The sequence below is a fragment of the Deinococcus budaensis genome (assembly GCF_014201885.1).
In the GTDB taxonomy this organism is placed as follows: domain Bacteria; phylum Deinococcota; class Deinococci; order Deinococcales; family Deinococcaceae; genus Deinococcus; species Deinococcus budaensis.
In genome coordinates this window covers 13,135-38,654 of record NZ_JACHFN010000007.1, presented here as the reverse complement: position 1 = coordinate 38,654, position 25,520 = coordinate 13,135, and the positions used below count along the sequence as shown (strand labels likewise).

At 68.1% G+C, this 25,520-nt stretch carries 23 protein-coding genes and 1 pseudogene; 4 read left to right on the top strand and 20 right to left on the bottom strand.

The genetic code is table 11. The features are described from left to right. Window positions 1-188: 188 nt before the first annotated feature. The 15 genes and pseudogenes from HNQ09_RS10395 to HNQ09_RS10330 all read right to left on the bottom strand — a co-directional run bounded on the left by HNQ09_RS10395 (window position 189) and on the right by HNQ09_RS10330 (window position 14,793). Entirely contained in the window at window positions 189-1,220 is a 1,032-nt protein-coding gene (locus tag HNQ09_RS10395; RefSeq protein ID WP_184028808.1) for an SIS domain-containing protein, read from the bottom strand. Next, window positions 1,220-2,128, bottom strand: a complete 909-nt coding sequence (locus HNQ09_RS10390) for a carbohydrate kinase family protein (RefSeq protein WP_184028806.1) — start codon at window positions 2,126-2,128, stop codon at window positions 1,220-1,222. The genes HNQ09_RS10395 and HNQ09_RS10390 overlap by 1 nt, the downstream gene beginning before the upstream one ends. Then, on the bottom strand, window positions 2,125-2,952 hold the full coding sequence (locus tag HNQ09_RS10385; protein ID WP_184028804.1) for a PIG-L deacetylase family protein: 828 nt from the start codon (window positions 2,950-2,952) through the stop codon (window positions 2,125-2,127). The genes HNQ09_RS10390 and HNQ09_RS10385 overlap by 4 nt, the downstream gene beginning before the upstream one ends. A 1-nt stretch (window position 2,953) precedes the next feature. Further along, window positions 2,954-3,808 (bottom strand): carbohydrate ABC transporter permease, encoded by an 855-nt coding sequence (locus tag HNQ09_RS10380; RefSeq protein ID WP_184028802.1) that lies wholly within the window; start codon window positions 3,806-3,808, stop codon window positions 2,954-2,956. Next, window positions 3,805-4,641, bottom strand: a complete 837-nt coding sequence (locus HNQ09_RS10375; protein WP_343057733.1) for a carbohydrate ABC transporter permease — start codon at window positions 4,639-4,641, stop codon at window positions 3,805-3,807. Before HNQ09_RS10375 ends, HNQ09_RS10380 begins: the two co-directional genes overlap by 4 nt. Before the next feature lie 91 nt (window positions 4,642-4,732). Beyond that, window positions 4,733-5,971, bottom strand: coding sequence for an extracellular solute-binding protein (locus HNQ09_RS10370; RefSeq protein WP_184028797.1), 1,239 nt, complete (start codon window positions 5,969-5,971; stop codon window positions 4,733-4,735). 32 nt (window positions 5,972-6,003) lie between these two features. Further along, window positions 6,004-8,241: a PIG-L family deacetylase gene (locus HNQ09_RS10365; RefSeq protein ID WP_184028795.1), complete on the bottom strand. Its 2,238-nt coding sequence runs from the start codon at window positions 8,239-8,241 to the stop codon at window positions 6,004-6,006. Then, the gene (locus HNQ09_RS10360; RefSeq protein ID WP_184028792.1) at window positions 8,238-9,647 is read right to left on the bottom strand and encodes a lyase family protein; all 1,410 of its coding nucleotides are present in this window, start codon (window positions 9,645-9,647) and stop codon (window positions 8,238-8,240) included. Before HNQ09_RS10360 ends, HNQ09_RS10365 begins: the two co-directional genes overlap by 4 nt. Then, window positions 9,637-10,650, bottom strand: coding sequence for an ROK family transcriptional regulator (locus HNQ09_RS10355; RefSeq protein WP_184028789.1), 1,014 nt, complete (start codon window positions 10,648-10,650; stop codon window positions 9,637-9,639). Before HNQ09_RS10355 ends, HNQ09_RS10360 begins: the two co-directional genes overlap by 11 nt. 214 nt (window positions 10,651-10,864) lie before the next feature. Beyond that, window positions 10,865-11,395 carry an MFS transporter gene (locus HNQ09_RS10350; protein WP_184028787.1) on the bottom strand — a complete coding sequence of 177 codons (531 nt, stop codon included), beginning with the start codon at window positions 11,393-11,395 and terminating at the stop codon, window positions 10,865-10,867. Continuing rightward, on the bottom strand, window positions 11,395-12,075 hold the full coding sequence (locus HNQ09_RS10345) for an MFS transporter (RefSeq protein WP_184028784.1): 681 nt from the start codon (window positions 12,073-12,075) through the stop codon (window positions 11,395-11,397). The genes HNQ09_RS10350 and HNQ09_RS10345 overlap by 1 nt, the downstream gene beginning before the upstream one ends. 132 nt (window positions 12,076-12,207) lie before the next feature. After that, window positions 12,208-12,450 (bottom strand): annotated as a pseudogene (locus HNQ09_RS18685) (IS481 family transposase); the annotation flags it as partial. A 15-nt stretch (window positions 12,451-12,465) separates the two neighbouring features. Next, a complete protein-coding gene (locus HNQ09_RS10340; RefSeq protein WP_221269749.1) occupies window positions 12,466-12,849 on the bottom strand; it encodes a MarR family winged helix-turn-helix transcriptional regulator in 384 nt (127 codons plus the stop codon). A gap of 311 nt (window positions 12,850-13,160) precedes the next feature. Next, complete coding sequence (locus tag HNQ09_RS10335; protein WP_184028782.1) at window positions 13,161-13,742, bottom strand: DUF6328 family protein; 582 nt, start codon at window positions 13,740-13,742, stop codon at window positions 13,161-13,163. Window positions 13,743-13,980: 238 nt separating this feature from the next. After that, a complete protein-coding gene (locus HNQ09_RS10330) occupies window positions 13,981-14,793 on the bottom strand; it encodes a hypothetical protein (protein WP_184028780.1) in 813 nt (270 codons plus the stop codon). 219 nt (window positions 14,794-15,012) lie between these two features. Between HNQ09_RS10330 and HNQ09_RS10325 the strand changes: the two genes are divergently transcribed. Both HNQ09_RS10325 and HNQ09_RS10320 read left to right on the top strand, forming a co-directional pair. After that, the gene (locus tag HNQ09_RS10325; protein ID WP_184028778.1) at window positions 15,013-15,969 is read left to right on the top strand and encodes a mechanosensitive ion channel family protein; all 957 of its coding nucleotides are present in this window, start codon (window positions 15,013-15,015) and stop codon (window positions 15,967-15,969) included. After that, on the top strand, window positions 15,966-17,261 hold the full coding sequence (locus HNQ09_RS10320; RefSeq protein WP_184028776.1) for a DUF2254 family protein: 1,296 nt from the start codon (window positions 15,966-15,968) through the stop codon (window positions 17,259-17,261). The genes HNQ09_RS10325 and HNQ09_RS10320 overlap by 4 nt, the downstream gene beginning before the upstream one ends. Window positions 17,262-17,466: 205 nt before the next feature. Here HNQ09_RS10320 and HNQ09_RS10315 read toward each other — a convergent pair whose 3' ends face one another. The 3 genes from HNQ09_RS10315 to HNQ09_RS10305 form a co-directional block, all read right to left on the bottom strand. Next, window positions 17,467-18,360, bottom strand: coding sequence for a cation diffusion facilitator family transporter (locus HNQ09_RS10315; protein WP_184028774.1), 894 nt, complete (start codon window positions 18,358-18,360; stop codon window positions 17,467-17,469). A 7-nt stretch (window positions 18,361-18,367) separates the two neighbouring features. Then, on the bottom strand, window positions 18,368-18,910 hold the full coding sequence (locus tag HNQ09_RS10310) for a DUF421 domain-containing protein (protein ID WP_184028772.1): 543 nt from the start codon (window positions 18,908-18,910) through the stop codon (window positions 18,368-18,370). Between the two features lie 240 nt (window positions 18,911-19,150). Continuing rightward, window positions 19,151-20,353 (bottom strand): citrate synthase, encoded by a 1,203-nt coding sequence (locus HNQ09_RS10305; RefSeq protein ID WP_184028769.1) that lies wholly within the window; start codon window positions 20,351-20,353, stop codon window positions 19,151-19,153. Window positions 20,354-20,421: 68 nt separating this feature from the next. Here HNQ09_RS10305 and HNQ09_RS10300 point away from each other — a divergent pair, with 68 nt between their 5' ends. After that, window positions 20,422-21,732, top strand: coding sequence for a beta/alpha barrel domain-containing protein (locus HNQ09_RS10300; protein ID WP_184028766.1), 1,311 nt, complete (start codon window positions 20,422-20,424; stop codon window positions 21,730-21,732). Window positions 21,733-21,844: 112 nt separating this feature from the next. Here the strand turns inward: HNQ09_RS10300 and HNQ09_RS10295 are convergent, their stop codons facing one another. Continuing rightward, entirely contained in the window at window positions 21,845-23,143 is a 1,299-nt protein-coding gene (locus HNQ09_RS10295) for a CNNM domain-containing protein (protein WP_184028763.1), read from the bottom strand. Window positions 23,144-23,383: 240 nt separating this feature from the next. Between HNQ09_RS10295 and HNQ09_RS10290 the strand changes: the two genes are divergently transcribed. Beyond that, window positions 23,384-24,229: a GGDEF domain-containing protein gene (locus HNQ09_RS10290; RefSeq protein WP_184028760.1), complete on the top strand. Its 846-nt coding sequence runs from the start codon at window positions 23,384-23,386 to the stop codon at window positions 24,227-24,229. A 40-nt stretch (window positions 24,230-24,269) separates the two neighbouring features. Here the strand turns inward: HNQ09_RS10290 and HNQ09_RS10285 are convergent, their stop codons facing one another. After that, window positions 24,270-25,394 (bottom strand): AI-2E family transporter, encoded by a 1,125-nt coding sequence (locus tag HNQ09_RS10285; protein WP_184028757.1) that lies wholly within the window; start codon window positions 25,392-25,394, stop codon window positions 24,270-24,272. Between the last annotated feature and the right edge of the window lie 126 nt (window positions 25,395-25,520).

The following is a 25,520-nucleotide window of genomic DNA, read 5'->3' as shown; positions in this document are numbered from 1 at the left end:
CCGTCACAGACCCTCGGCGCGTCCTTGCCTTTATGCCGCGGGAGGCCGATGGTCCCACCCGAGTCACGGCGTCCGTACCAATCAGGTCAACGCGGAGCGTCTCGAAGTCCATGGTGACAGCTTAATGGCTTTCCTGGTGTGGCCCCGAAGCAAAAGTGTGCTGCCTATTCTCTTCCCGTCCTTTTGCCCTAACGGGTCAGGGTCACCTTGCTGAGCAGTGGCGGCGCGTCCGGGTCCAGGTCCCGGTGGAGGGCGAGATGGGCGGCGAACAAGTAGAACGCCAGGGCGCTCGCGACCGGGTCCGTCAATGGGTGATTGGTCGCTGGCGTGGTTAGGGTGCTGCCCGGCGTGGGTCCCAGGGTTCGCAGGTCCGCTCCACTCCCGGTCAAATCGGCATAGGTGCGGGCCGTCGCGTCTGCCGCCGCATCCGCAGAGGTGAAGCCCAGCAGCGCCACTCCCCCCGCCAGCAGCCGCTTGGGACCGTGGTCGAACTCCGCCGCCGAGTACGCCTCGGCGTGGATGCCGCAGGTCTCCTTGAGCTTGAGGGCCGCCTCCTGCGCCACCCCGAAGTGCAGTCCCCGCGCCAGCACCAGCAGATTCTCGGCGAAACGGTAACGCTCGGCCAGTTCGCTGGCCGGGCGCTCCAGGCCAAGGGTGAGCTGCAGGGCCTCAGGCAGGCGCTCTAGAGCCGCCAGCAACCTCCGGTCGCCTTTGAGGCTGGCCACCACGGGCAGCAGCGCCGTCAGGCTGGTCAGGTAGCTTTTGGTCGCGGCGACGGCACGCTCCTCACCGCAGTGCAACGGGAGCACAAACTCCACCTCTCGGGCCAGATCGCTGTCCTCCACATTCACGACCGCCACGGTCGTGGCACCGCTCCGCCGGGCCATCCGAACACTCGCGACCACGTCCGGACTGGCCCCGGACTGCGATACGGCGATGACCAGAGCGCCGCGCAGCTCGAGCTGCGCCCCGTAAAGCGTGTGCACACTCGGACCCAGGCTGGCGACGGGCAGGGCCAGTTCGGTCTCCAGTGCATACTTCAGCACCGTGCAGGCATGGTCGCTGCTGCCCCGGGCAATGGTCACGGCGTAAGGTGGGCGCCGGTCTGCCAGCGTTGCCGCCAAGGCGCCCGAGACTGCGGCGTTTTCCTGCCACTGCCGGGTGATCAGTTCGGGCGTCTCGCGCGCCTCACGGAGCATCAACGGGTCAGACAGAGTCATCAGGTCGGGACCAACAGGGCCGCAGGAAGAACGTGGCGCACTTCGCTGGACACGGCGTGCGAGGCAACCTGAACCCCGAAGGTCACGGACGCGGGCAGGCTGCACCCCTGCATCAGGGCGTGGAGATAGGCCGCGTTGAAGGTGTCTCCAGCGCCCACGGTATCCACCACCTGGACTTCGGGGGCCTGCGCCCGGACCACTGCGCCGTGCTGGGCGGCCAGGGCGCCCTGGCCGCCCAGCTTCACGACGGCGGTGCCTCCAGGAGCCAGTTGCTCGGCCAGCCGCAGGGCCGCAATTTCAGGATCGCGTTCGCACGTCAGGCCGCACGCCTCCACCTCGTTGACCAGCAGGTGATGCACGAGCGGCAGCCAGCCAGCGACTTCCAGGCGAACCGCAGGGGTAAAGCCTCCATCGGGCCAACCAGCATCCAGGGCCACCTGTACGCCGCGGCGTGCCAGGGCTTCCAGGATGGACGGGTAGTTCTGGCGAAGGCGCGGGGTGAGGAACGCTCCAGCCAGCAGGACCCACCCGGAGGTGAGGAGGTGAGGCATCAGGTCGTCCCAGCACAGCGAGTTCAGGTGGCCCAGGTGGGTAACGAAGGAGCGTTCCCCATCCGGGTGGGTGAACGCGACAGTGATGGACGTCTGGGCCGGGACGGAAACCCAGGTGACGGGAATGCCCCGTAAATTTTCCTGAAGCCACCGGCCCGGGAGATCCTGCCCGACGGTGCTGATGATGCGGGCGTCGGTTCCCAGCGCCCCGAGCGTCACCGCGGCGTTGCCTGCGTTTCCACCCACCCGCCAGGTGGCCTGGGGAAGCAGCGTCTCCGTGCCAGGCTCAGGCCACGACTGCAGAGGACCCAGAATCAGGTCGACATTCACGTTGCCCAGGACAACCAGCGCACTCATGCTTGAACGTCCCGGAACCCGGGGTGCGGCAGGCCCTCGAAGAGGTCCGGATGTGGGTAGCGTGCAATGGGCGTGCGGGTGCCGCCCAGGCTGAAGGTCTCAGACGTCAGGAGGGGCTTCCACTGCGCTTCGGTCAGGTTACCCAGGGTGCTGAGGGGGCCGGTCTGCGTTCGGTGCGCGTACAGCGCCCGGCGTTTCCGTTCGCCCTGCTGGGCAATATCCACCCGGGCGGCGACGGTCTCCTCACAGACGGCGTAGGTGTCCGGTTCCAGACCGGAAAGGACGCCCAAGCAGCGGCCAGTCTGGAGCAGGCGCATTTCCGAGTGGGTCTGCACCGTGTAATAGAGCCTGGAGATCGGGACTCCGACGCTTCCACTGCGCGCGAATACGGCGGTGGCCAGGCGGTGGGCGACCAGATGATCCGGGTGGCCGTAGATCCCGTGTGGGTCGAAGCTCAGCATGACCTGTGGCTGGACCCGGGCGACGATCTCCAGCACCTTCGCTTCCATCTCCAGGGGATCGGCGTTGATGGTCGCCAGCGGATCATCCCGGCGCAGCCGCTCGCCCCGTCCACTGTCGTGGTAGCCGAGGAAGAGGGGAGGGTCGATGGTCAAGTGGGTGCAGGCCTCCCGCAGTTCCGCTTCACGGCGCTGCGCCAGATCGATCTCCCCCAGGGCCGGATCCGTGTTCTTGCCCGCTTCTCCCCGGGTGAGACACACCAGAGTCACGCGCACGCCAAGCTGTGCATAGCGGGCCAGGGTGCCGCCGCAGCGAAGTGTTTCGTCGTCTGGGTGGGCAAAGACGGCCAGGAGGGACGGGCGCATCTCAGCCTTTCAACCCGGTTAGCACGATGCCTTCGATGATCTGCTTCTGGAAGATGGCGAACACGATCAGCACCGGGATCACGGCCAGGCTGCTGGCCGCCATGATCAATCCCCACTGGGTTCCAGCCTCGCCGTTGAACAGAGCCGTTCCGATCGGCAGCGTGCGGAACTGGGGCTGCTGAATCACGATCAGCGGCCAGAGGAAGGCGTTCCAATTGCCCAGGAAGGTAAAGATAGCCAGGCTCGCCAGGGCGGGACGCACCAGTGGCAGGGCAATCCGCCAGAAGATGCCGAACTCGTGCATGCCGTCGATCCGGGCCGCTTCCAGCAGGTCATTGGGGAGCGTGTCGAAGAACTGCCGCATCAGAAAGACCCCGAATGCGCTGATCAGACCGGGGAACATGATCGAGAAATAGGCCCCGGGCACGCTCTGGGTAAGCCCTATGTCCGTGACCCCCACGAACCAGGGAATCACCAGCATCTCGGTCGGGATCATCAGGGTCGAGAGAATCAGGATGAACACCAGGTTCTTGCCTGGGAAATCGAACTTGGCCAGGGTGTAGCCCACCAGCGAGTCGAAGAACAGCACGCTGGCTGTCGTGACAGACGCCACCAGCAGGCTGTTGCCGAACCATTGCAGGAACCGGGTTTCCGTCAGCACCTGACGGTAGTTGTCCAGGGTCGGCTGACTGGGCAGGAAACTCAGGTTGAACAGCTCCTGAAAACTTTTCAGGCTGGTCAGGAGCATCCAGGCGAAGGGAAAGAGGGTGAGGATGACGCCCACCGTCAGGGCGGCGTAGACCAGCAGGGTGCGCGTCTCTACCCGTTTTCTGGGCGCTGAGGCGGCCACGGTCATGTGTCGTACCTCCGCGTGAGAAAGCGCAGTTGCAGCAGGGTGATGGCGAGGATGATGCCGAACAGCACCACCGTGATGGCGGAGGCGTAACCCATCTGGAAGCGGCCAAAGGCCATCTGGTAGATGTAGACGGCGACGGTCAGGGTGCTGCCCAGCGGCCCGCCCTGGTCCGTGAAATTAAGATTCACGACCTGCGTGAACAGCTGAAGGTACGAGATCGTCCCGGTGACCACGCTGAAGACGATGGTCGGGTTCAGCAGCGGCAGCGTGATTCTCCAGAAGGACTGGGTGCCCGTCGCCCCGTCGATCTCCGCCGCCTCGTAGTAGCTGCGGGGAATGGCCGCCAGACCGGCTAGGAACAGCACGACCTGGAATCCCAGGTTCTGCCAGACGACCAGCCCGGCGGTGGTTGCCAGCGCCTGGTCCGGAGAGGTCAGAAAGGGCTGGGGAGGAAGCTGGAGCCAGCCGAGAACGGTATTGACCGGGCCAAATTGCGGGCTGAAGACCCACTGCCAGACCCAGGCGGCGGCCACGATGGGCGTGACGTACGGCGCGAAGTACAGCGCCCGGTAAAGGCCCCGCAGAGCGACAACGCGGCTCAGCATCAGCGCCAGGGCCAATCCCAAGCCAATCTGGAGCGGCACGCCGAAAAGGGTGTAGAGGGCCGTATTCCTCAGGGACTGCCCGAACTTTTCGTCGGCGACCAGCGTGCGGTAGTTCTCCAGGCCGACGAAAGGCTGCTGCTCCCGGAGAATGTTCCAGTCGAACAGGCTCAGACGAAGTGACATGAAGGTCGGAATGAACCGCACGATCAGGAAGAAGAGCAGAGGCACCAGCAAGAAGGTATAGGCCGTCATCGTCTGCCGTTGTCTGACCGTGTTCCTCTTACGGGGGGAACGGGCCGGAGCCTGTCCCCCCACCAGTTTATTTGTAGTAGCCATTCAGGATCTTTTGCTCTTCCGCCGCAGCCCTGTTGACTGCGTTGGCCGGGCTGTTCCCCTGCAAGATGACGGTGTTGATGGCGTCGACCCAGGCCTTGCGCTGCCCGGCTTCATCCACGAACAGGGTCGAGGAAGCGAACGGCAGCGCACTGACGAAGGGGCCGTAAACCGGGTGGGTGCGGAGGGCCGCAGTTCCAGACAGTTTCCGGCCAGCCGGGATCTCGCCGACAGCGTCGAGCCAGGTGCGCTGCGTTTCTTCGCTGGTCAGGAACTTCAGGAACTTCACGGAGGCGGCGAGCTTATCCCCCTTGGCGTTTTTGGTGATGCCGTTGACCCAATACGACCCGAAGTTGCCCCGGACCCCGTTGGCCTTCAGCACGGGCAGCGGCACGACGCCCCAGTTGAATTTTGCGCCCTTCTCGATGGAGCCGATGGCGAAGGAGCCGTCAATGATCATGCCGACCTTGCCCGCAATGAACGCGTCGCGGTAGCTGTTGTTGCCAGGAAAGAAGTTGGGGGTCCCCAGTTTGTACTTCGTCATCAGGTCGGTGTAGAAGGTCATCGCCCGCACGCCCGCGTTGCTGTCGTAGGTGACCTGCTTGCCGTCCTTGCTGAAGGGGACGCCTCCGAACTGCCGGACCAGCACCTCGCGGACCACGTGGTAATCCTGGCCGTCCGGCTGAATGCCGAAACCCAGGACACTGAAGCGTGGGGGCGCCCCCTTCACGATCTTCTGACCGGCGGCGATAAAGTCCTCCCAGGTGCGGGGAGGCACGATGCGCGCCTGCTTGAAGAGGTCTTTGTTATAGAACACCGCCAGGGTGCGCACGGACGTTGGCAACGCGTAGTACTGGCCATTGATCTTGCTGGTCTGGACCATGGGAACGAAGGTGCTCTCGATCTGCTTCGTCGGGAAGTCCTTGGCGGGCAGCGGCTGGAGAAAGCCGCTGTCCACGTATTGGGGCAGCCAGCCGTAGAACAAGTTCACCACGTCCGGTCCCTGCCCGGCTGGCACGCTCGAGGCGACCTTCTGGTTGTAGGCGTCGTAGGGAAAGGTTTCCTGTTTGATCTTGATGTCGGGGTTCTGCGCCTCGAATTTCTTGATCAGCTCGTTCATGGTGCTGACCTTGGTGGCGAAATCGTACTGCCAGTAGGTCAGGGTCACGGGAGCGGCGGAAGCAGTGACGGTCAGGGCGAGGGCCAGGGTAAGCAGCTTTTTCATGTTCTTCTCCTTGAAAGGATGAGAGGCCGGACTCAGTTGCCGAGGGTGACGCGTGGCCACAGGTAGGGCAGAGCCTGCTTGCCGCCCCAGGAGAAGGCTGACCAGGCCAGACCGCTCTGGCTGATATTCGCTCCCACACGGGCGCCTTCCTGGTCGCCGTCATACATCACGAGGTTCAGGCCCACAGTAGCGCCCGCCTTGGGTTGGGTGGGCATGGCGGCCCAGGGAAGTCGAAACTCGATGGCGTAGCCACCGTCCACCTTGACCGAGGCGACCTGCATGCCCGGCGCGGTCTCTTCCATCACGCCCTGATTGGCGTCGGCGTCGCGGAAGCCCCGGGCCTGGAAGCCTGCGGTGGTGCAGGGAAAGGCCGCCGCCTGGAGGGTGGTTGAAGTGTCCCGGCTCTGACCCGTGGGGTCGACCGTGATGCCGATCGCGTCGGACCGCAGCTGGGCCTTGACGTCGTTCGGAGCAATGTTACAGGCCACCAACTCATCTTTGACGTTCAGGCCGACGTACAGGTACTGGTCGTCGTAGCCCATCTTGAACGAGGCGCTGGCGTCGGCGGGTGAGTCCGGCTTGGTGCGCCACCACAGGTCTTCCGGCCCCAACGCGCCGCCTGCGCCCGCCGCCATGTCACTCAGGTCGCCGTCGATCTTGGGAGCGGTGCCCAGGCGCGGAATGGTCAGGCTGGGCAGCACGTAGGCGTTGGCCTGGTCGGTGAATCCAGCGGTGCTCAGGCTGATCGGGAGCAGCGCGCTCTGCCGACCAGCGGGGAGGGCGGCGGCCGTCGCCTGCAGCTGAACGCGGACCTGGGTGGTCGCGCCCGCCCCAACCTGGTACTGCGGCGAGCCGACGAGCGTGACGCCTGGCGGCAACTTCAGCTCCAGCTGACCGCTGGCGGCTGACGTACCGCGGTTGGTGACGTTGACTGTGACCTCGGTGGATTGTCCCACCACCAGCGGCAAACGGGTCGCCAGGCTGCCGGTGACCCACTCGGTGCCCGTCTCACGGGCGAAGGCCTGATAGCCCGCCACATCGAACGTCGGAGCGAACGTGGCGACCACAGCAGGAAGTGGGCGCACGAAGGCGGCGTTGCGGCCCGAGATGCCCCGGTCCTCCTGGGTGGCCGTGTAGCTTGCCGTGAGCCGCATGTTCTCCGCCTTGGCGCCAGCAGGCGCGGTGACGTTGAAAACGGCGGTATGCGTTTCACCCGGCGCGAGCGTCCGGGACGCTGATCCCCCGGTGACCTGCCAGCCTTCAGGCGCGTTCAGGCGAAGCCGGGTCGCCGTCATCGGCATCCCCGTCTGGTTGGTCAGGGTGACCCGGACCGGGGCCGCCCGGCCGAGACCGATCTCATAGCTGTCCGGGCGAATTTCCAGGCGGACCCCCACCGGGGACGTCCCAGCCGTCACCGCACCCGTGAGCAGGGACGTTTCCTGCTCAGCCACGGGGACGCGGGCTCCCACCAGCATGAACGACTCCGGGTTGGCTGCCCGGGCAGGCAGGGTATTGGTGGCGTCCCAGCCCTGGGAGCGGTAGTTGAACTGAGCCACACTCTTGAGGTCCGCGTAACGGATGCGGGCGGTGCGGGAGATGTCGTCGGTGGGAATCCTGACTGTGGCGTCTGCGGCGCTCCCCGGGTAGTAGTACAGCTTGAGGGGCGTGAAGGGAACGATGCCTTCCTTGAGCTGCTCCGGGCAATACTTGGCGTCCCCGGCGTAGTTGTAGGCCAGGGTGGCGGCCCGCGTGGCCATCTGGTGTTGCCCGTGGGTGCCCGGCCCCGGCCACATCGTCAGGATGACCTCCGGACGCCGCACCCGGACGATCCGCACCACATCGCACACGAAGGCCTGCCCGCCCCACATCTTCTCGGTTTCCTCGGCGGACAGAGTGAAGTAGAAGTCGCGCAGCCCCAGGAAGTGCGGCGACGTGACGCCGACCATGCTGAGCGAGCGCCGCTCCTCCTCTTCCCGGATCAGGCCCAGAGCACGGCCCGTCTCCGTGCCCGTGGCGTTGCCGCCCCCTTCCCCTCCGGTCAGGGTGATGACCGTCGCCTTGTGTCCCCCGTCCAGGACGTACCTCGCCAGGGTGGCCGTCACGCCGCCGTCGTCATCCGGGTGGGCCCCGATGAACATCAGGTCCACGTCCATCAGGTCGAGGCCGCTCACGGTGCCCCCATAACTTCCAGGCCCGACCTGGGCTGCGGCGCAGCACGCCAGTGCAGCGAGAAGGGAAGTCGTCCAGCGCCCAAGGCTGTGCTTTTTCATGGAGCTCCTCCTTCGAGACGCCTGCGGGCGTCTGCAAAGCGTTGAGTGACCTGCTGATGGCGCGTAAAGTCCCCTTGCAGCCGGCCATGGGCGGCCGCCAGCGCCCCGCCCATCACTGCTGGAGCAGGGCCGCCATAGGTGGTGCGTGAAGCGACGAAGGCGGCGGGATTGAGGGCCTGGAGCAGCTCGGCGGGAGAGAGGATGACCCCCAACTCCTTCAGGTCCTGCGGTGTGGTGGAGGGCAACTCGCGTCCGGCCCCATGGAGGTTGTCGAGGAGAGTCTTCACCGTGTTGTGGGCGTAGCGAAAACCCTGTCCGGTGTGCCGGGCGATGGCGTCCGCCAGTTCGGTCACGACGGACTCTCCGGTCTCGGCCTCCCTGAGCCAGGCTGCGCGGTTGATCCTGGGGCTCGTCAGGGCAGCCGTGAGCAGTTCGGTGCCTTCACGGAACTCCTGCCACATGGTGTGCAGCGGAGGCTGCATATCTGGGCCGGGGTCATTGATGTCGCCGAACGGCACGTTGTGGGCACTCAGGATGACGCTCTGGGTGATGCCGATGGCCTTGCTGAACTTCGTCCGGGCATGCTCCAGCGCCACCGGGTTGCGTTTCTGCGGCATCACGCTGCTGCCCTGGACCAGCCCGTCTTCCAGGGTCAGGAGGCCGCGGGATGCCCAGAACAGCAGGTCATGCACTCCCCGGGACAGGGTGGTGGCGGTCACGGTGATCGTACAGGCCAGTTCAACCTGCCAGTCACTGGCACTCACCGCGTCGTAGGTGTTCTCGATCGGCCGGTCAAAGGCCAACAGCTGCGCGGTGAGGTGCCGGTCGATCGGAAAGCTGGTGCCGCCCAGGGCAACTGCCCCCATCGGACTCAGGTTCACGCGCCCCAGGGCATTGAACATCCGCTCGGTGTCGCGTGCCAGGACGTTTTCCAGCCCGCCCAGGTAGTGTGCGAGGGTGGTGGGTTGGGCGGGCTGGTGATGCGTGTAGGCCACAATCACGGTCTCGATCTCACGGGTGGCCAGATTGAGCAAGGCCTGGCGCAGGTTGAGCAGCCGCAGGGCCGCCCGCAACAAACGCTCCCGGGCACTTAACCGGTAGATGGTCATGTCGAGGTCGTTGCGGGAAAGAGCCGTGCGCATGGCGCCAGCCGCGTCCGGATCCTGAGCAGCCAGTTGCTGGTCGACCGTGAAAAACACGTCCTCGATGAGCGGATCGTATTTCGGAAAGTGCGTGGCCCGGAGCTGCCTGAGCAGCCTGACGGCGTCCGCAGCGTGTGGGCAGCGCTGGGCGTCCAGCATCAGGCTGTGCGCGGTCAGGGCGTCGAACAATTGAGGAAGCAGGTGTTCGCTGGCATAGACGTAGTCCGGCTTGAGCACCGTCTTGAGGTAGGTCTCATGCCACATGGGGCTCCAGGTTTCGCAGATCAGCGAGGGAATCGAGCAGGCGGGCACTGGCACGTCGGCGTGCCAGCAGGCCCGCACCCTGGAGGGGCAGGCCGGAGGAGGACGGCGGAAGAGTGAGCTTTACACCAGGATCAAGCAACCGGCGCAGGCGGGAAGCCAGTTGTTCAGCCTCCTCAAACACCAACAGCAGATGCTCCAGATCAAGCCCAATCGCCAGTCCCGCCAGAGAGTAGGCGGTGGCGTCCAGTCGCTCGGCCACCGGCAGTTGCTCGATGCAGGTCACTCCCTGCTGCCCTGGCCAGGGCGCATTCCCCAGCTCCCCCGCTCTTCCCTGGGGGCCACGGTAGAGTTGGCCGTTCAGAATGAGGCCCATGCCGATCCCGGTGGGGCGCTCGATGACGGCGGCGAGGGTCGTGCTGTCTGGGTAACAGCAGGACAACGCCAGCGCCACCAGGTTGGCGTCATTTTCATAAACGACGTCCAGCTCAAGTTCGCGGGCTGCGGCGTGTAGCGGAGTGGGGTCAAAAGAACTCAAGGCATTGGGCTCCCCGATACGGCCCAGGGGATCGACCGGTGCGGGCACGCTCACGACCACCGAGGAGAGGGGGCCAAAAGGCGCGGTCGTGTAGACCTCCCGGATGATGCGTTCGGCAGCTGAGACCACGTCTTGAGGAGCGATCAGCTGGCCGAACGAGGAGGTCCGGTCACCGTGCAACGAAAAGGCCTGTCCCTGAATGCTATGGGCTTGCAAGTCAATTGCCAGAGCGGTGCCAATGGTAGGCGACAACTGGACAGCCTGAGGTGTCCGGCCTATGGCTTGCCCAGGCAGAGCGCTTAAACCGACGACCTGGTGCTCAAGCAATTCCTGAACGATGGCCGCGACCGTCACCTTCGAGAGTCCAAGCTGCTCTGCCAGCTGAGGACGTGTCAGCGCGGGTGCGTCCAGTAGGGCCTGGAGAACGTGTCGACGGTTGAGTTTTCTAAGGGTCTGAGGTTGCCCCATACCTGGTCTCCTGTTCGGAAACTTTCTTTATTATTGGAGTACAGGGCCACAGTACTCCCCTTTGACCGTCTTGGCAAGCGAAGACGAGGAGGGTCAGGCCCTTATTTCGATGGGGGCAGGAAATGGGATTGAACAGGAGGCGTGGGCGGACCCGTCCGTTTTGACAACTGCCCGACAACGCAGCCCCAAGCCGACCACTCACAGCTGGGGGAGCTTAAAGAAGCGATACCGTTGGCGAAGTCGGAAACCGGCATGTTGTTGGTTGACTTTGCCTTCGGGCGGGTTTGTCAGGCACGGGCCTGGCTGAACCTCCCCCCAGACTTTGCTCACGGTATCGCTTCCCTAAACCCCCGCCGGGATGACGAAGGGCGTAACCCAGTGCGAGCATCCCAGCGAGCAGGTACGTCACGGCGTCCACATTGATGACCAGGACCCCAGCCCAGTCCCCCAGAATCCCGGAGAGCGCCATTCCCACGAACTGAGCGCCCCCAAACAAGGCGAAGTACGCTCCGAAGATCCGTCCGCGCAGCTCCGGCTCAGACTCCGTTTGCAGCAGCAGCATCTGCGCGGTCCCCCAGGCGGTGAAGGGCAGGCCACCCCAGCCCAGCAAGCGGACGGCGGAGACCTGCTGCGCGAACCCCGCGAGCAGCAGGGCCGCCACCATGCCCTCGACGGCCTGCACGGACATCAGAGACCCCAGTTCCAACCCGCCACCGTCCAGCATGACCTTGATCCAGGGCGCCATCAGGGTGGAGATGAACCCTTCCCCAGGCCGACGAGCGCCCCGATGACGAATCCCAGCGTCAGCAGCGGGTTCCTGCGGACGGCGCGAAGCCCCGCGCGCCACTCCTGCCAGAAGCGCCCGGCCGCCTGCCCTTCCCGGGGTTGCTCGTGGCTCACCTGGGAGGCACGGACCAGGAAGACCAGGCCAGCGGCCAGCAGGTAGGTCAGCGCGTCCACCACGACCCCGGCGAAGCCGATGGACGCGATCAGCAGGCCGCCGAGGGCCGGACCCAACAGGCGCGCGAGATTGTTGTTGAGGGCATTCAAACTGTTGGCGGCCGCCAAGTCCTGTTCAGTGACCAAGGTCGGCAGCAGCGCGTTTTCGGCGGGACCCAAGAATTGCCCGGCGGCCGATTGCACGAAGGCGACCGGCAAGATCAGCCACCACGGCGCGTGCAGGACGGTCAGGAACACCAGGGTCAAGGCGGCCAGGACGAGGTTGCCCCACAGCAGCGTGCGCCGGTGGTTCCAGCGGTCCACGAAGACGCCCGCCACTTGTCCGATCACGATGGTGGCGAGGGCATTCGCCATGACGCTAAGGGCGGTGGCGAGCGTGGAGTTCGTCTCGGTGTAGACGTAGACCGGGAGGGCGATGAACATCGCGCCGTTGCCCACCCAGGAGATCAGTCCCGCCCACCACACCAGCAGGGTATGGGCTGATGGTCAAGACGCTGTTCTACACAGGCGCCCAGGGGTCCGAGTTCATCAATATCCGAGTAACGGCCTTGCACTTGGCCCTCGACCCGCCCCAGGTCTAAATCGCGCACGCCAAAGGTTGTCGGTGACGACGCGATAGACGTCGGTGATGCCGTGGGCGGCGAACCAGACTTTCGCTCGGGCAAGGAACGCGGCTGCGGTGACTCCCTTCTCGTCATTGAGCGGCTCGGTGTAGGAGAGCCGAGAGAAGCCGTCGATGGCCGAATGGAGGTAGGTGTATCCGCGCTTCGCGCCGGCTGCCTTGGCACGGCCTGCGGCCTTGGCCTGGTCACTGTCACGACCATGGATGCGCCAGCCGCCGCTTGCATCGCTCGATCAAGCGGCGTCGCCCCTCGACTGACAGCGGGGCGTTCGCGTGGGTGATGCTTCGAGCTCGTGGGAGCGGTTCATCAGGTCGGTCATAGCCTGCCGGAATTCACCGCGACGATTCTCGGACCAGCCAGCGGAGAGTCGAAGGAAGATTTCCTCTTGCCAGCGATGTGTCTGGTCCAACATGGCGTTGCCTGCGGGAGTGAGGGTCAGTTCGCGGCGTCGTCCGTCAGTGGCGGAGGCTTGCACCGCGAGGTAACCGGCCGCCGTGGCGCTCGTGATCAGGCGAGATACACCACTCTGGTCGATGCCGATCGCGTGCGCGGTTGAGTTCACAGTGGCCGCCGCACCCCTCTCAGTCAGGAATCCGACGGCCTCGGCGACGAGCACCAGTCGCCCCTGCTCGACGAGTCCCGGATCGCCCGTTACAGATCGGCGTGACCAGTATCGGACGAAGTCGAAGAGAACCTGGTGCGCTCACTCGGTCGCCGCCATCTCACGGCAGATGTAGGCGAGTTCGAACGCCTGCTTAAGGTCCGGAAGGCGAAGTGCCGCAGTCACCTTGCCATTTGAGGCCCGGAAGACGGTCGCTACCCGCGTAGGTGCCTTGCTCTCCGGCCAGGAAGCGTCTTCCTCAACCACCATCAAGCGACCGCTGATCGGATGCCAAGAACGCGGGATCAGTCTGATGCCCGATCTCTTCACCCACTCGGCGAACTCATCCGGCGTGATTGGCCCGGCGCCCTTCGGCTCAGGATTATCCTCCTCCGGCGGACAGCGCCAGACCCGGGCGCTGTCCGCCGCCCAAGCACCATCCAGGGAATCATCGCTTGCCCCCACCGTACACGCGTCGCTCGTGCCGAATCGGTAGCCACCACCACGCGGCGAGGAGCAGCGCAGCCATGCTGACGGGCAGGAGCCAGACCAGGAAGCCCGGGGACCACCTGTGCGGCGACCAGCCGTGTCGCCAGCACCAGCGCCAGAGTCATAAAGACGGCCCCCACCTGGACGAGGCGCGTCGCCGTGCGCTTGAAGTGCTCCAGGTGGCGCATCGGGCGGCGCCGGTAATGGTGCAGGGCCCGGGCACTCAGCAGCACCAGGCTGGTTAGCGAGCACAGGAAGGTGGCGAGGTACACCCAGCGCTCGGGCGACCCCACGCGGCCAAAGTTGGTGTTGAATGGCAGGATGATCAGGAAACTGGTGAGCACCTGCGCTCCCTGAAGCAGGATGCGGAGTTCATTCAGCAGGTCGGACAGCCCATCCGTGTCGGGGGTGTCGGTCATGGGAAAGGCACCATACCTGGGCGGTCGCGTCCATTCTCCGCTTCAGCGCGTTCAAGCAAGCGAGGACGCCCGGTGGGGCACGCTTGGCCGTGGTTAGCTGAACGTGTGGGGGAGTTTCTGGTTCACCCCTGCCCTGGGAGTGGGTGGCCGCACCGTGGAGAGCGGCGTCTGGAAGCGTCTCCAGCATGCCGGATTCACTGACCAAGGAGCGCTCCCAACCGTCACCCAGGGACGGGGGTCACTGCCGGTACCAGAGGGTCACCCGGGTCTGCTCGACGCTTGGTGAGGCTTCCAGCCGCAGGGTCACTCGCTCCGTCCCCCGGCCAAAGCGCAGGGTCCTTTCCGCCTCGTCGGTGGTCACCTCCCCGATCTCCACGAAGCCCTGCTGGATGAAGAAAGGCAGGTAGAAGTCGAGCAGCTGTTGGAGGGTGTAATTGCCGTAGAACGCCAGGATGACGGCGCCGTCGCGGTAGGCCGTGAAGTCGATCAGCTGGTCGTCCGGCGGCGTGAGGTACACCCGGCCCGGCTCGGCCTGCACGGTCTGGAGGTCGATGGGCGCGGCGTAGACCCGCAGGGCGTCGGGCGCCTGATCGGTGAGGAGCCGCTCGGGCTGTTCGCCGTCCCGGAAGAGGTAGAGGGCCTGGGTGACACCCTCGGCGCCGCGCGTGATCTGCACCTCCAGGAGGCGGTCGACCCGCCGCAGCAGCGCGCGGGCCTGACCCGGCGAGGGGTAGGCGCGGTAGGTCAGGTTAAAGCCCTGACGCTGAAGCTGGTCCACCGCAAAGGCCAGGGCCGCGCGGGCGTCCCGGTCTCCCCGGTAGGTCAGCAGGGCCGCGCGGCCGCCCGCGTCGTAGCGGGTCCCCAGGACGCGGGCACCCTGCGGGGCACTCATCCTCAGGCGGGCTTCACCGTCGCTCAGGTTGGTCAGGCCCCCCTGGTACAAGCCCCAGGGCAGGCCGAGCGTGGTGCCGGACAGCAGACGTTCTCCGGTCGTCTGCGCGGCGGCGGGAACCGCCAGCAGCAGGGCCGAGAGCAGCAGGACAAACCGCATAGGCTTCACCTCCCGGGGATACAGGCTCGCCATCCAGGCCAGCGGGCCGCCTTCCCCTGGACCTGACCGTACAGGGAGACAGGCCGTCTGGGGCGGCTGTCTGGGCAAACCGTGAAGGGCGGCGTGGTGAAACGGCCACCCTTGGGAAAGCGTGGCGGGTTCCCGGTCCACTGGCCCCTCCCTTGCACCGGCCCCACCTCACCCGCTATGAAGGGCGGCATGGCCGCCAACGTCAACGTCGCCCTGGAGCGGGTGCAGAGTATCGGGCGGGACGTGGTGGCCGCCCTGCCCAACGTGCTGATCGCCCTCGTCGTCCTGCTGGGGTTCTGGCTGCTCGCCCGGGCGGCACGTAGCCTCGTCGAGCGGGTGTGGGGCAGCCGCGAGGGCAACCTGGGGCGGCTGTTCGGGCGCCTGGCCTCGGGGTCCATCCTGACGCTCGGCGTGCTGGTGGCGATCACCATCGTCTTTCCCTCGGTCACGCCCGCGAGCCTCTTTAGCCTGCTGGGCGTGGGCGGCGTCGCCATCGGCTTCGCGTTCCGCGACATCCTGCAAAACCTGCTGGCGGGCATCCTGATCCTGGTCACCCGGCCCTTCCGGATCGGCGACCAGATCGTCGTGGACAGCGCCGAGGGCACGGTGGAGGACATCCAGGTGCGCGCGACCATCATCCGCACCTACGACAACCTTCAGGTCGTGATTCCCAACACCCAACTCTTTACCGGCAAGGTGACGGTCAAGACGGCCTATGAGGTCAGGCGTCTCCAGTATGACGTGGGCATCGGTTACAGCGACGACATCGGCGCGGCGAAAAGGGTGATTGAGGAGACGCTCGCGGGGCTGAAGCTGATCCGTCAGGACCCGGCGCCCGAGGTGCTGGTGGTGGACCTCGCCGAGAGCAGCGTGAACCTGCGGGTGCGCTGGTGGATCGACCCGCCCCGGCGCAAGGACGCCCTGGACAGTCAGGACGAGGTGCTTCAGAAGGTCAAAGAAGCCCTGCTCGCCCACGGGATCGACCTGCCCTTTCCGACCCGGCAGGTCCTGTGGCACGACCAGACCGAGGAAAGCGACGGCGACCGGGAGAGGCAGCGCGAGGGCTGGCCCGCTGGCAGGGCGCAGGCGCCCCGGCCCCGCTGGCGGGTCCCCGGCCCCGGCCCCGGTGACGAGGACGCCCCGTGACGGGCCGCGTGGTGGCCCTGTGGGGAAACCTGCGCGACAGCTTCTGGCTTTTGCCCGCCGTGATGGCCGCCCTGGCCCTCCTGCTCGCCGAGGGCGCGGTGAACGTGGACGAGCGCGTGAGCCTGGACACGGTGCGTCAGTTCCCCTGGATCTACGGCGGCAGCGCGGACGGGGCGCGCTCGATGCTGGGGGCCATCGCGGGGTCGGTGATCGGGGTGGCGGGCACGACCTTTTCCATCACCATCGCGGCGCTGTCGCTGGCGAGCAGCCAGATGGGGCCGAGGCTGCTGGAGCACTTCACCCGCGACCGGGCCAACCAGCTCACGCTCGGGACCTTCATCGCCACCTTCGCCTACTGCCTGCTGGTCTTGCGGACCGTGCGGGGCGGGGAGGAGAGTCCCTTCGTCCCGCACCTCGCGGTGACGCTGGGGCTGGGCCTGGCCCTCGTGAGCCTGGCGGTCTTGATCTACTTCATCGCGCACATCGCCACGGGCATCAACGTGGGGCACGTCATCCGGCTGGTGTCGGGCGAACTCACCCGGGCCATCGAGGCGCAGTTTTCCAGCCAAGCGGAGCGCCCCTCGCCCGGGGCCGCGCCCGCCTTGCCCCAGGCCCAGCCGCAGGACGCCGAGGAGGTCCGGGCCAAAGACAGCGGGTACCTGCAAGCCCTCGACGTGGACGCCCTGCTGAGGCTGGCCCGGAAGCATGACGCGGTGATCCGCCTGACGGTGCGGCCCGGCGACTTCGTGTTTCCCGGGATGGCCGTCGCGCTCACCTCGCCCGCCGCGCTCGAGGACGTGCGGGCGGCCCTGCTGACCGGGCCGCGCCGCACCTCCTCGCAGGACGTGGAGTTTGCGGCCCAGCAACTGGTCGAGGTGGCCGTGCGCGCCCTGTCCCCCGGCATCAACGATCCTTTCACCGCCATCGCGGTGCTCGACCACCTGGGGGCGGCCCTGTGCCGGGTGAGCGGGCGCGAGCTGCCTCCCTCCCGGCACCTCGTGGCAGGCCACCTGCGCCTGGCCGTGCCGATGACCGACTACGACGGGCTGACCGACGTGATGTTTCACCAGATCCGGCAAAACGGGGCCGGGCACCCGGCGGTGACGCTGCGGCTGCTGGAGGTGCTCGAAAGCGTCGCGCAGCAAGAACCCCGACCGGAGCGGCGCTCGAGCCTGCGCCGCCACGCGGACCTGACCCTGCGGGCGGCCCTGCGCGAGACCCAGGAGGAGGCCGACCGCCGGGACCTGGAAGAACGCCACCGGCGCGTGCTGGAGGTGACCGGCCCCGGATGAGGCGCGGGAGGGCCAACCCGGCGGGGCCGGTGACCGCCTGACAACCCGGACAAGGCAGGCGGCCTCCTCCCAGCAGGGCGGCGTGCTCACCGACCGCTCCTCGCCCCTCCGCGCGCGCGGTTGCCGCCGCAGGCGAATGGACGCGCGGGGCCGGACCACCGGGGCAGCGGCCGAGGCCCGGCAGGCGGCAGGCTCCGGGTCGCCCTCAGGGGTGCAGGTGCCCCCCGCGTCCACGGTGGGCGCCTTCCGGCTCGACCTGCACGGTGCTGTGCCCGATGCCGTGCCGCTCGGCGACCGCGTGGACCTGCGCGAGCAGGTCTCCCCGGGGCGCGGGCGCCACCAGATGCGCCGTGAGGTTGTGTTGCCCGCTCGTCACGCTCCACACGTGCAGGTCATGCACCCCCCGCACCCCCGGCAGGGCCGCCAGGTCCGCGCGCAGGGCGTCCAGATTCAGGCCCCCGGGTACCCCCTCCAGCAGCACGTTCACGCTCGCTTTCAGCAGGGTCCAGGTGCGCGGCAACACCCACAGGCCGATGCCCGCCGCCAGCACCGGGTCCACCCAGGTGAGGCCCGTGAAGCGGATGACGAGCGCTCCCACGATCACGGCGACGGACCCCAGCAGGTCGCCCAGCACCTCCAGGTAGGCCGACTTCACGTTCAGGCTGCTTCCGGCGCCGGAGGCCAGCAGCCGGGCGCTGATCAGGTTCACGACCAGTCCGAGCGACGCGACGATCAGCATGGAGGTCGTCTGGACCTCGACCGGCTCGCGCAGCCTCCGGTACGCCTCGGCGAGGATGTACAGCCCGATGGCCAACAGCGCCCCGGCGTTCATGGCGGCGGCCAGGACCTCGGCGCGGCGGTAGCCGAAGGTGCGCAGGCGGTCGGCCGGACGCTGCCCGACGCGGATCGCCAGCAGCGAGAGGACGAGCGCCATCACGTCGGTAAGCATGTGTCCGGCGTCGGAGAGCAGCGCGAGGCTCCCCGAGAGCAGGCCGTAGACGACCTCGACGACCAGAAAGGTGCCTGTCAGGGCCAGCGCGAGGGCGAGTGGCCGGGCGCCCGTGTTCTGCCCGTGGCTGTGCGTGTGCGGGTGGGTCATCTGCCGCTCACCCCGCCCGCCGGGGGAAGGTGCCGGGCCGCTCCTCGCCCTCGCCCGTCATGACCGAGACGTTGCCCCCCGACTCCAGGATGGCAAAGCGCACCTCGCCCACGTCGCCCACGCCCTGGCTGCGGAGTTTCTGGTCCAGCGACTGCTGGGAGATGCGCGCCCGGCGCATCGCCCGCTCCTGATACCGGCCGTGTTCGATCAGCACGACGGGCGGGTTGTCCACCACGTCGTGAAAGCGGCGCGAGCGGGCACTGAGAGACGAGACCAGCCACTGCACGGCGGCGAGGCAGAGCAGGGCCAGGGCGCCCTCGGCGAGGTTGCGGCCCATGATCGAACTCGCCACCAGCGACCCCGCCGCGACATTGATCAAGAAGTCAAAGGAGGTAAACGACGCGAAGGTGCGGGCGCCGAACGCGCGCGCGATCATCACCACCAGGGCGTACAGCAGCAGCACCGACAGCACGATCCGCACCAGAAACGCCAGCGACCAGCCCCCCTGCGGCGTGAGGATGTTCTGCAAGACCGGAAGCAAGGTGTCCATAGGTCACCCTACCCGGACAGCGGGACACCCCGGGGCCTCACGGTTGATCCGGCACCCCCCTGCTCAAGGGGGGGTCTGGCTCTTTTCCGGCCGCCCTGACCCTGGTGGGCAAGTTCCCCAGGCGTTGGGCGCCCCCTACGTCCTCGCGCGGCTGGTCGGCGCATCGCTGGCCCCACCTTCATGCGGCTGGCCCTGTCCGGGAGGCGGGGGCAGTCGGGGACGGTTTCCTCCGGCGCCGCCCTATTCCATCCGGCCCACATAGCGGGCCCGTGGGCGGATCATCTGGCCGCCCAGCATGGCCTCCAGCGCGTGGGCCAGCCAGCCCACGGCGCGGCCCAGGGCAAAGAGGGTCACCGCGTCGTCCGTTTCGCGGCCCAGCACCTGCCCCAGCGTCCCCAGGGCGAGGTCGACATTCGGCCTCTCCCCCGTCTCCGCGCGGACGAGGGCCGCCAGCCCCTGGGCCGCGCTCAGCGCGGGGTGACCGGCAAAGTTCTCCTCCAGGGCCGCCAGCAGGGCGGCGGCGCGGGGGTCGCCGTCCGGGTAGAGCCGGTGGCCGAAGCCGGGCAGCCGGGCCTGACGGCGGGCCGCGTCCCGCAGCGCCCGGGCCGGGCCGTCCCGGTGCGCATGGGTGACCAGTTCGGAGGCTTCCACGACGCTCAGGCCATGCTGGCGGCCCTGGAGGGCGCACAGGGCGGCCAGGGTCACGTGGTGCAGGTTGGCGCCCCCACTGGCCGTGACCCGCGCCGTGAACGTGCTGACGTTCAGCTCGTGGTCCGCCAGCAGGATCAGGGCCAGGCGCAGGAGGTCGGCCCCCTCCGGGACGTTCCAGACCCGGGCCAGCCGGGCGTGCAAGGCCAGGTCCGGGGCAGGCGGGATGCGCCCGAAGCGTTCCAGGGTGGCGTACAGCAAATTGAGCACCCGCGCCGCCTGGGCCGGGAGCGCCGCTGGCCGGGTGTCTCCGGCCGTCAGGTCGTGCGCCCCCGCGTGGGCGAGGGCGTAAGCGAGGGCCTCGCTGCCCGACGAGGCGTGCGGCACCGGCTGGAGCGGCATCCTGGCCCTGAGCGGCAAGTGCGCCCAGCCCCCCGGGTCCCCGGTCCACAGCAGGGCGGCGACCTCCTCGACGCTCGCCTGCCGGGCCAGGGTGACCGCGTCCTGACCCCGGTAGCGCAGCTTTCCAGCCGCGATCAGGGTCAGGGCGCTGTCGAGCACGGGCACTCCCCAGTGCAGCGCGCCGCCCACCGCCTCGTGGACGGCTCCCTCGGGGTCCCGGCGCGCGGTCTGGCGGCCCAGCAGGGCGTGGACATCCTGCGCGTTGTAGCGGCGCTCCCGCGTCCCGGCCGGCCCCGGTTCCGAGCGCACCAGCCCGCGCGACACGTAGGCGTACAGCGTGGCGGGCTTCACGCCCAGCAGCCCGGTGGCTTCCGCAGCCGTCAGAGAGGACATGAATTCACCCTAACATTGACTAGCGAATCAAGATTGACGGCATTGAGGATAATGTCTAGCGTGGGTTCATGTCCGCGACCTCTGCCGTGCCCGACGTGGCCGAAGCCAACCTGTTTCCCGACGCCTTTCCGCCCGGAGACTTTCCGGCGTTCGTCTGGGAAAAGCGCCCGGCGGACCTCCCGGTCCAGGCCTGGACCACCGAGACCACCCACCGGGACGGGCAGCAGGGCGGCCTGCCGCTGACCGTCGAGACGGGCCTGCGCATCTACGACCTGATGGGCGAGTTCACCGGAACGACGGGGGCTTTGCGGCAGGCGGAGTTCTTCGTGTACCGCCCGGCGGACCGCGCCATGCTGGAGGGGGCGCTGGAGCGCTGGCGGGGCGGGCACCCGGTCGAGCCGACCACCTGGATTAGGGCCACCCGCCAGGACGCGGCGCTGGTCGCCCACCTGGGCGTGCGCGAGACGGGCATGCTGGCGAGCGCCAGCGACTACCACACCTTCCACAAGTTCACGCCGGGGGGCCGCGCCCAGGCGGCCGGGGCCTACCTCGGCGCCGTGGCGGCCGTGCTGGACGCGGGCCTGCGCCCCCGGCTGCATCTGGAGGACGCCACCCGGGCGCCGCGCGAGTTCATCCTGCCCTTCGTGGAGGCCGTGCAGACGCTGGCCGCCGACTTTCCGGCCGAGCAGGCCCCGAAGTTCCGCCTGTGCGACACCATGGGCGTCGGCCTCCCGCTGGAGCAGGTGGCCTGGCCGCGCAGCGTTCCCGGTATGGTGCGCGAGCTGCGGGCGGCGGGCGTGCCGGGCGAGCTGCTGGAATTTCATCCCCACAACGACACGCACCTGATCGTGGCGAACTGCCTCGCGGCCGTCTTGGCGGGCTGCGCGGCCATCAACGGCACCTTGCTGGGCAAGGGCGAGCGCAGCGGCAACGCCCCGCTGGAGGGCGCCTTGCTGCATCTGGTGGGCCTGGGCCTCGTGGAGCGGCCGAACTTCCCGGCCTTGAACAGCCTGGCCGAGCTGTACGGGGCGCTGGGCCAGGGGGTGCCCGCCAAGTACCCGCTCTACGGGCGCGACGCCCACCGGACCCGCGCCGGGATTCATGCGGACGGGCTGAACAAGTTCTGGCCGATGTACGCGCCCTTCGACGTGCCGGGGCTGCTGGGCCGCCCGCTGGAGGTCAGCCTGACCAAGGACAGCGGCCTGGCAGGCCTGATCTTCTTGATCAAGGGCCACACCGGGCGGGAGCTGGACAAGCATCATCCGGGGGTGCAGGCGCTGCACGCCGAGCTGGGCGCGGAGTTCGACGCCGGACGGCAGACGGCCGTGGAGTGGGAGGAGCTGGAGAGCCGTGTCCACGCCCTGCTGCGGGAAACCTGAGCCTGAGCCGGGACGTGCCCGGCCCGCTGCGGCTCCGCGCCGCTGCTCAGCGCACGGGCACGGCCCTGGGCGCGTGGACCAGCTTGACCTGGAAAGGGTCAGGGGGGTGGGGTCAGAGGCCGCGCAGGTCGACGAGCACCACGTCGTGGGGCGGGAAGATCAGGACACGGTCGATGCGCGGCCCGTCCAGGTCCACGACCTCCAGGGTCCAGCCCTCGACCTCGGTCTGGGCGCCGACCGACGGGAACTCGCCCAGGGCTTCGAGGAGGTAGCCTGCCAGCGTGTTGAAGTCCTCGCGCCCCTGCCGGGGCAGCGGCAGGGTGTCGCGCAGGTCGTGCATGGGCATCCCGCCGTCGACCAGGTAGGACCCGTCCTCGCGCCGCACGATCAGGCCCTCCTCCGGCGGGGAGTCCGCCCCCGCCAGTTCCGTCAGCAGGTCGGTGGACGTGAGCAGCCCGGACAGGGTGCCGTACTCGTCCACGGCGATCGCCAGGCGGCGGTGCCCCTCGCTGGTCAGCCGGGCCAGCACGTCTTCTGCCCAGGCGGTCTCCGGCATGTAGACCACCGGATGCAGCAGGCCAGGCAGCGCCTCGCCCGTGCGGGACGCGCGCAGCACGTCCACCACGTTGAGCTGCCCCAGCACCTCGCCCCGCGCGTCCACCGCCGGATAGCGGTCGTGCGGAAAGGCCAGGACCCGGTCCACCACCTGACTCAGGGGCAGGGTCACGTCGACCGTCACCACGTCCGGCCAGGGGGTCATCAGCTCGCGGGCGCGGCGGTCGTTGAAGCGCAGCACCCGGTCGATGCGTTCGGTCTCGCCCTCCTCCAGGCCGCCACTTTCCGCCGCCTGAAGCGCCAGGGCGCGCACGTCTTCCTCGGTGACCTTTTCCTGCGGCTCTCCCCGGATGCCGACCACCCACAGCAGCCCCCGGGTGGTGGTTTCCAGCAGCCACACGACCGGGCGGGCCACCCGCGAGAGCCGCTGAAAAAAGGGCGCGACCCGGGCGGCCAGGGCCTCGGGGTTGCGCAGGGCGATGCTCTTGGGCGCGAGTTCGCCCAGCACCAGCGACAGAAAGGTCACCAGCAGCACGACCGCGACCGAGGCGGCCGTGGCGGCGGCCGGGCCGAACAGCGGCCGCAGCAGCGCTTCTGCTGGCCCCGTGAGGCTGCCCCCGGCAAAGATGGCGCTGATGGTGCCGATCAGCGTGATGCCGATCTGCACCGTGGCGAGAAAGATGCCGGGGCGCTCCGCGAGGTCCAGGGCGCGCCGGGCGCCGCCGTGTCCAGCGCTGGCCCGGGCTTGCAGGCGCGACTTGCGCGAGGCCATGACGCCCAGTTCGGACCCGGAGAAAAAGCCGTTGAGAATCAGCAGCAGCACCAGGATACCGAACTCGATCAAGGGATTACCCACCCGGACAGTGTAAAAGAAGCGGCCCGCGCCTTTTGCGTGCGCGCCGCAGGCCTGCGGCGCGGCCTCTTCCCGGAACCCGGGAGGCGGGAGCGGCGGCCGCAGCGAACCGGCTCCAGTGGACCAGTTCCAGCGGACGCCCGTGGCTCAAGCGGGCCAGCGCCCCCGCGCCACCCGCAAGAATGTATTCAGACACGCGACACCAACCCCGGCCCACCCGGAGTGATATTTCTAACGAACACGATGGCCGCTTTTCCAGAACCCTCCACTGACGCGCTGCTCGCGCTGATGGCCGCCGAATCCAGAGCCGACCTGCTCGCCGCGCTCCTGCACCGGACGGGGGGCCTGCGGGGCGTCACCCTGTGGTCGCAGGAGGGCGGGGACCGGGTCCCGGTGGCGTGGGCAGGAGAGCCGTCTGGGGAAGGCACCCGGACGCAGCGGCTGGGGGCAGAGTCGGACCACGCGGTCAGCGCGGTGCCCGAGCTGGAGTTTTCGCCCCTCGCCCTGGCCGTGCTGGAACTCCGGCTGCTGTATCTGGAGGCGCGCGAGACCAACGTCTTTCTGAGCAACCAGCTCGCGGCCCTGGCGGTGACGGCCAAGACCGACGCCCTCACGCACCTGCCCAACCGCCACGCCTTTGAGGGCGATCTGGACGCCCTGGACGCGACCTCGACCTCCTTTGCGGTGGTGTTTATCGACCTCGACGGCTTCAAGGCGATCAACGACCGCTTCGGCCACGCGCTGGGAGACTCGCTGCTCAAGGGGTACGCCGTGTGGCTGCTGCGGGTCACGGGGCCGTGGGGCCGGGTCTACCGGATGGGGGGCGACGAGTACCTGCTGCTGATGACCCAGTTTCCGGGGCCTCCGGAGGCGTTCACGGCGTGGGCCTACGACCGCCTTCAGGTGCCGTTCGTGGACGGCGTGAGCGCCAGCATCGGCATCGCCTGGCGCCACGAGTGCGCGGCGATCAGCGACGTGGTGCGCCTGGCCGACCAGCGCATGTACCAGGCCAAGGCCCAGCGCGCCGCGCCGGAGCGCGCGCCCCAGGGCGCGGGCGCCCGGCCAAAGGCCGCCGCCGACCCCTCCTGAGCGCGGCCCCCGGTCCGCAGGGGAGCCTGCCCCGCTGGCCTCAGGGCCGATCCTTTGGCCCGCCCTGCTCGGGCGCCGCCTGCGCCAGTTCGCCGTGAATCAGGTCCTCGGTCTTCTGTTCGGACACCTCCGGCTGCCGGTCGAGGTAGAAAGTCTCGTAGACGGCCTTGATCACGATCAAAAAAGGCACGGCCAGCACCGCGCCCACCAGCCCGAAGACGCTGCCGAACAGCACCGCCCCCACCGTGATCGAGAAGGGATGCATCTCGGCGGCCTTGCCCATCAGCAGGGGCACGATCAGGTTGCCCTCGACCTGTTGCAGCACGACGGCGTAGGCGGCGACATAGAAGGCCAGCTGCGGATCGCCCAGCAGGGTAAAGAGGACCGGCGGAACGGCGGCGAGCACCGGGCCGAGGTTCGGAATCAGTTCCCCGAGGGCGCTGATCACCCCGAAGACCAGCCAGTTCTCGACGCCCAGCAGGTACAGCCCGGCGGCCATGCCCACGCCGATAATCAGCATGACCAGCACCTGCGCCCGGCCCCAGGCGCCCATCTGGTTGAGCACGTTCGCCAGCGCCTCTCTGGCCTGCGGGCGGTGACGCTGCGGAAGCGCGCCCAGGACGCCGTTGATCAGGGGCACGGGGTTGCTCAGCGCGAACAGCAGCGTGATGAAGGTGACCACCGCCAGCACCAGAAAGGACGCCACCGCCCCGGTGACCGAGAGCAGCACGGGAAACAGGTTGGAGAGCCACCCCACCGCGCGCCGGGCCAGGGCGTCCAGGTCGATCTGCTGCGCCAGGGCGGCCAGCTGCGGCGTGCGGTCCAGCCACTCGCGCAAGAGGCCCTCCAGTTGCGCGGCGTCTCTGGGCAGCCCCTGAAGCAGGTCGGCAAACTGCGCGGCGATGGGCGGCACCGCCAGCCACACCAGGCCCAGCAGACCCCCCAGCACCAGCAGCACGGTCAGCACGGCGGCCACCCCGCGCGGCATCCACCGCTCGAAAAAGACCACCACCGGATTCAGGGCGGTCGCCAGCAGCACCGCCAGCGTGACCGCCAGCAGCGCCGAACTGACCCGCCCGAAAAAGCTCAGCAGCAGCAGCACGCCGACCACGATCAGGGCGCTGGGCAGCAGGTTGACGATCCGGACGGGGGGTGGTTTTTGCATGAATGGTGACCTTTCGGGGGCGAAGTCTGAGGGACGAACGTGCCGCCTCCGAGAGGCGTTCTGGCGGGGCAGAGGTGGGCGCCCTTTCAGGGCCTGTCGGGACCCCGCGCCGGGGTTCCGGCAGGC

Bases quoted from the DNA above. Each gene is read 5' to 3' on its own strand.
- HNQ09_RS10285 (WP_184028757.1), bottom strand. From the start codon at position 25,394: ATGCAAAAACCACCCCCCGTCCGGATCGTCAACCTGCTGCCCAGCGCC.
- HNQ09_RS10315 (WP_184028774.1), bottom strand. From the start codon at position 18,360: ATGACCCACCCGCACACGCACAGCCACGGGCAGAACACGGGCGCCCGG.
- HNQ09_RS10310 (WP_184028772.1), bottom strand. From the start codon at position 18,910: ATGGACACCTTGCTTCCGGTCTTGCAGAACATCCTCACGCCGCAGGGG.
- HNQ09_RS10365 (WP_184028795.1), bottom strand. From the start codon at position 8,241: ATGAAAAAGCACAGCCTTGGGCGCTGGACGACTTCCCTTCTCGCTGCA.
- HNQ09_RS10290 (WP_184028760.1), top strand. From the start codon at position 23,384: ATGGCCGCTTTTCCAGAACCCTCCACTGACGCGCTGCTCGCGCTGATG.
- HNQ09_RS10360 (WP_184028792.1), bottom strand. From the start codon at position 9,647: ATGTGGCATGAGACCTACCTCAAGACGGTGCTCAAGCCGGACTACGTC.
- HNQ09_RS10300 (WP_184028766.1), top strand. From the start codon at position 20,422: ATGTCCGCGACCTCTGCCGTGCCCGACGTGGCCGAAGCCAACCTGTTT.
- HNQ09_RS10330 (WP_184028780.1), bottom strand. From the start codon at position 14,793: ATGCGGTTTGTCCTGCTGCTCTCGGCCCTGCTGCTGGCGGTTCCCGCC.
- HNQ09_RS10385 (WP_184028804.1), bottom strand. From the start codon at position 2,952: ATGCGCCCGTCCCTCCTGGCCGTCTTTGCCCACCCAGACGACGAAACA.
- HNQ09_RS10325 (WP_184028778.1), top strand. From the start codon at position 15,013: ATGGCCGCCAACGTCAACGTCGCCCTGGAGCGGGTGCAGAGTATCGGG.
- HNQ09_RS10305 (WP_184028769.1), bottom strand. From the start codon at position 20,353: ATGTCCTCTCTGACGGCTGCGGAAGCCACCGGGCTGCTGGGCGTGAAG.
- HNQ09_RS10355 (WP_184028789.1), bottom strand. From the start codon at position 10,650: ATGGGGCAACCTCAGACCCTTAGAAAACTCAACCGTCGACACGTTCTC.
- HNQ09_RS10390 (WP_184028806.1), bottom strand. From the start codon at position 2,128: ATGAGTGCGCTGGTTGTCCTGGGCAACGTGAATGTCGACCTGATTCTG.
- HNQ09_RS10370 (WP_184028797.1), bottom strand. From the start codon at position 5,971: ATGAAAAAGCTGCTTACCCTGGCCCTCGCCCTGACCGTCACTGCTTCC.
- HNQ09_RS10335 (WP_184028782.1), bottom strand. From the start codon at position 13,742: ATGACCGACACCCCCGACACGGATGGGCTGTCCGACCTGCTGAATGAA.
- HNQ09_RS10350 (WP_184028787.1), bottom strand. From the start codon at position 11,395: ATGGCGCCCTGGATCAAGGTCATGCTGGACGGTGGCGGGTTGGAACTG.
- HNQ09_RS10395 (WP_184028808.1), bottom strand. From the start codon at position 1,220: ATGACTCTGTCTGACCCGTTGATGCTCCGTGAGGCGCGCGAGACGCCC.
- HNQ09_RS10380 (WP_184028802.1), bottom strand. From the start codon at position 3,808: ATGACCGTGGCCGCCTCAGCGCCCAGAAAACGGGTAGAGACGCGCACC.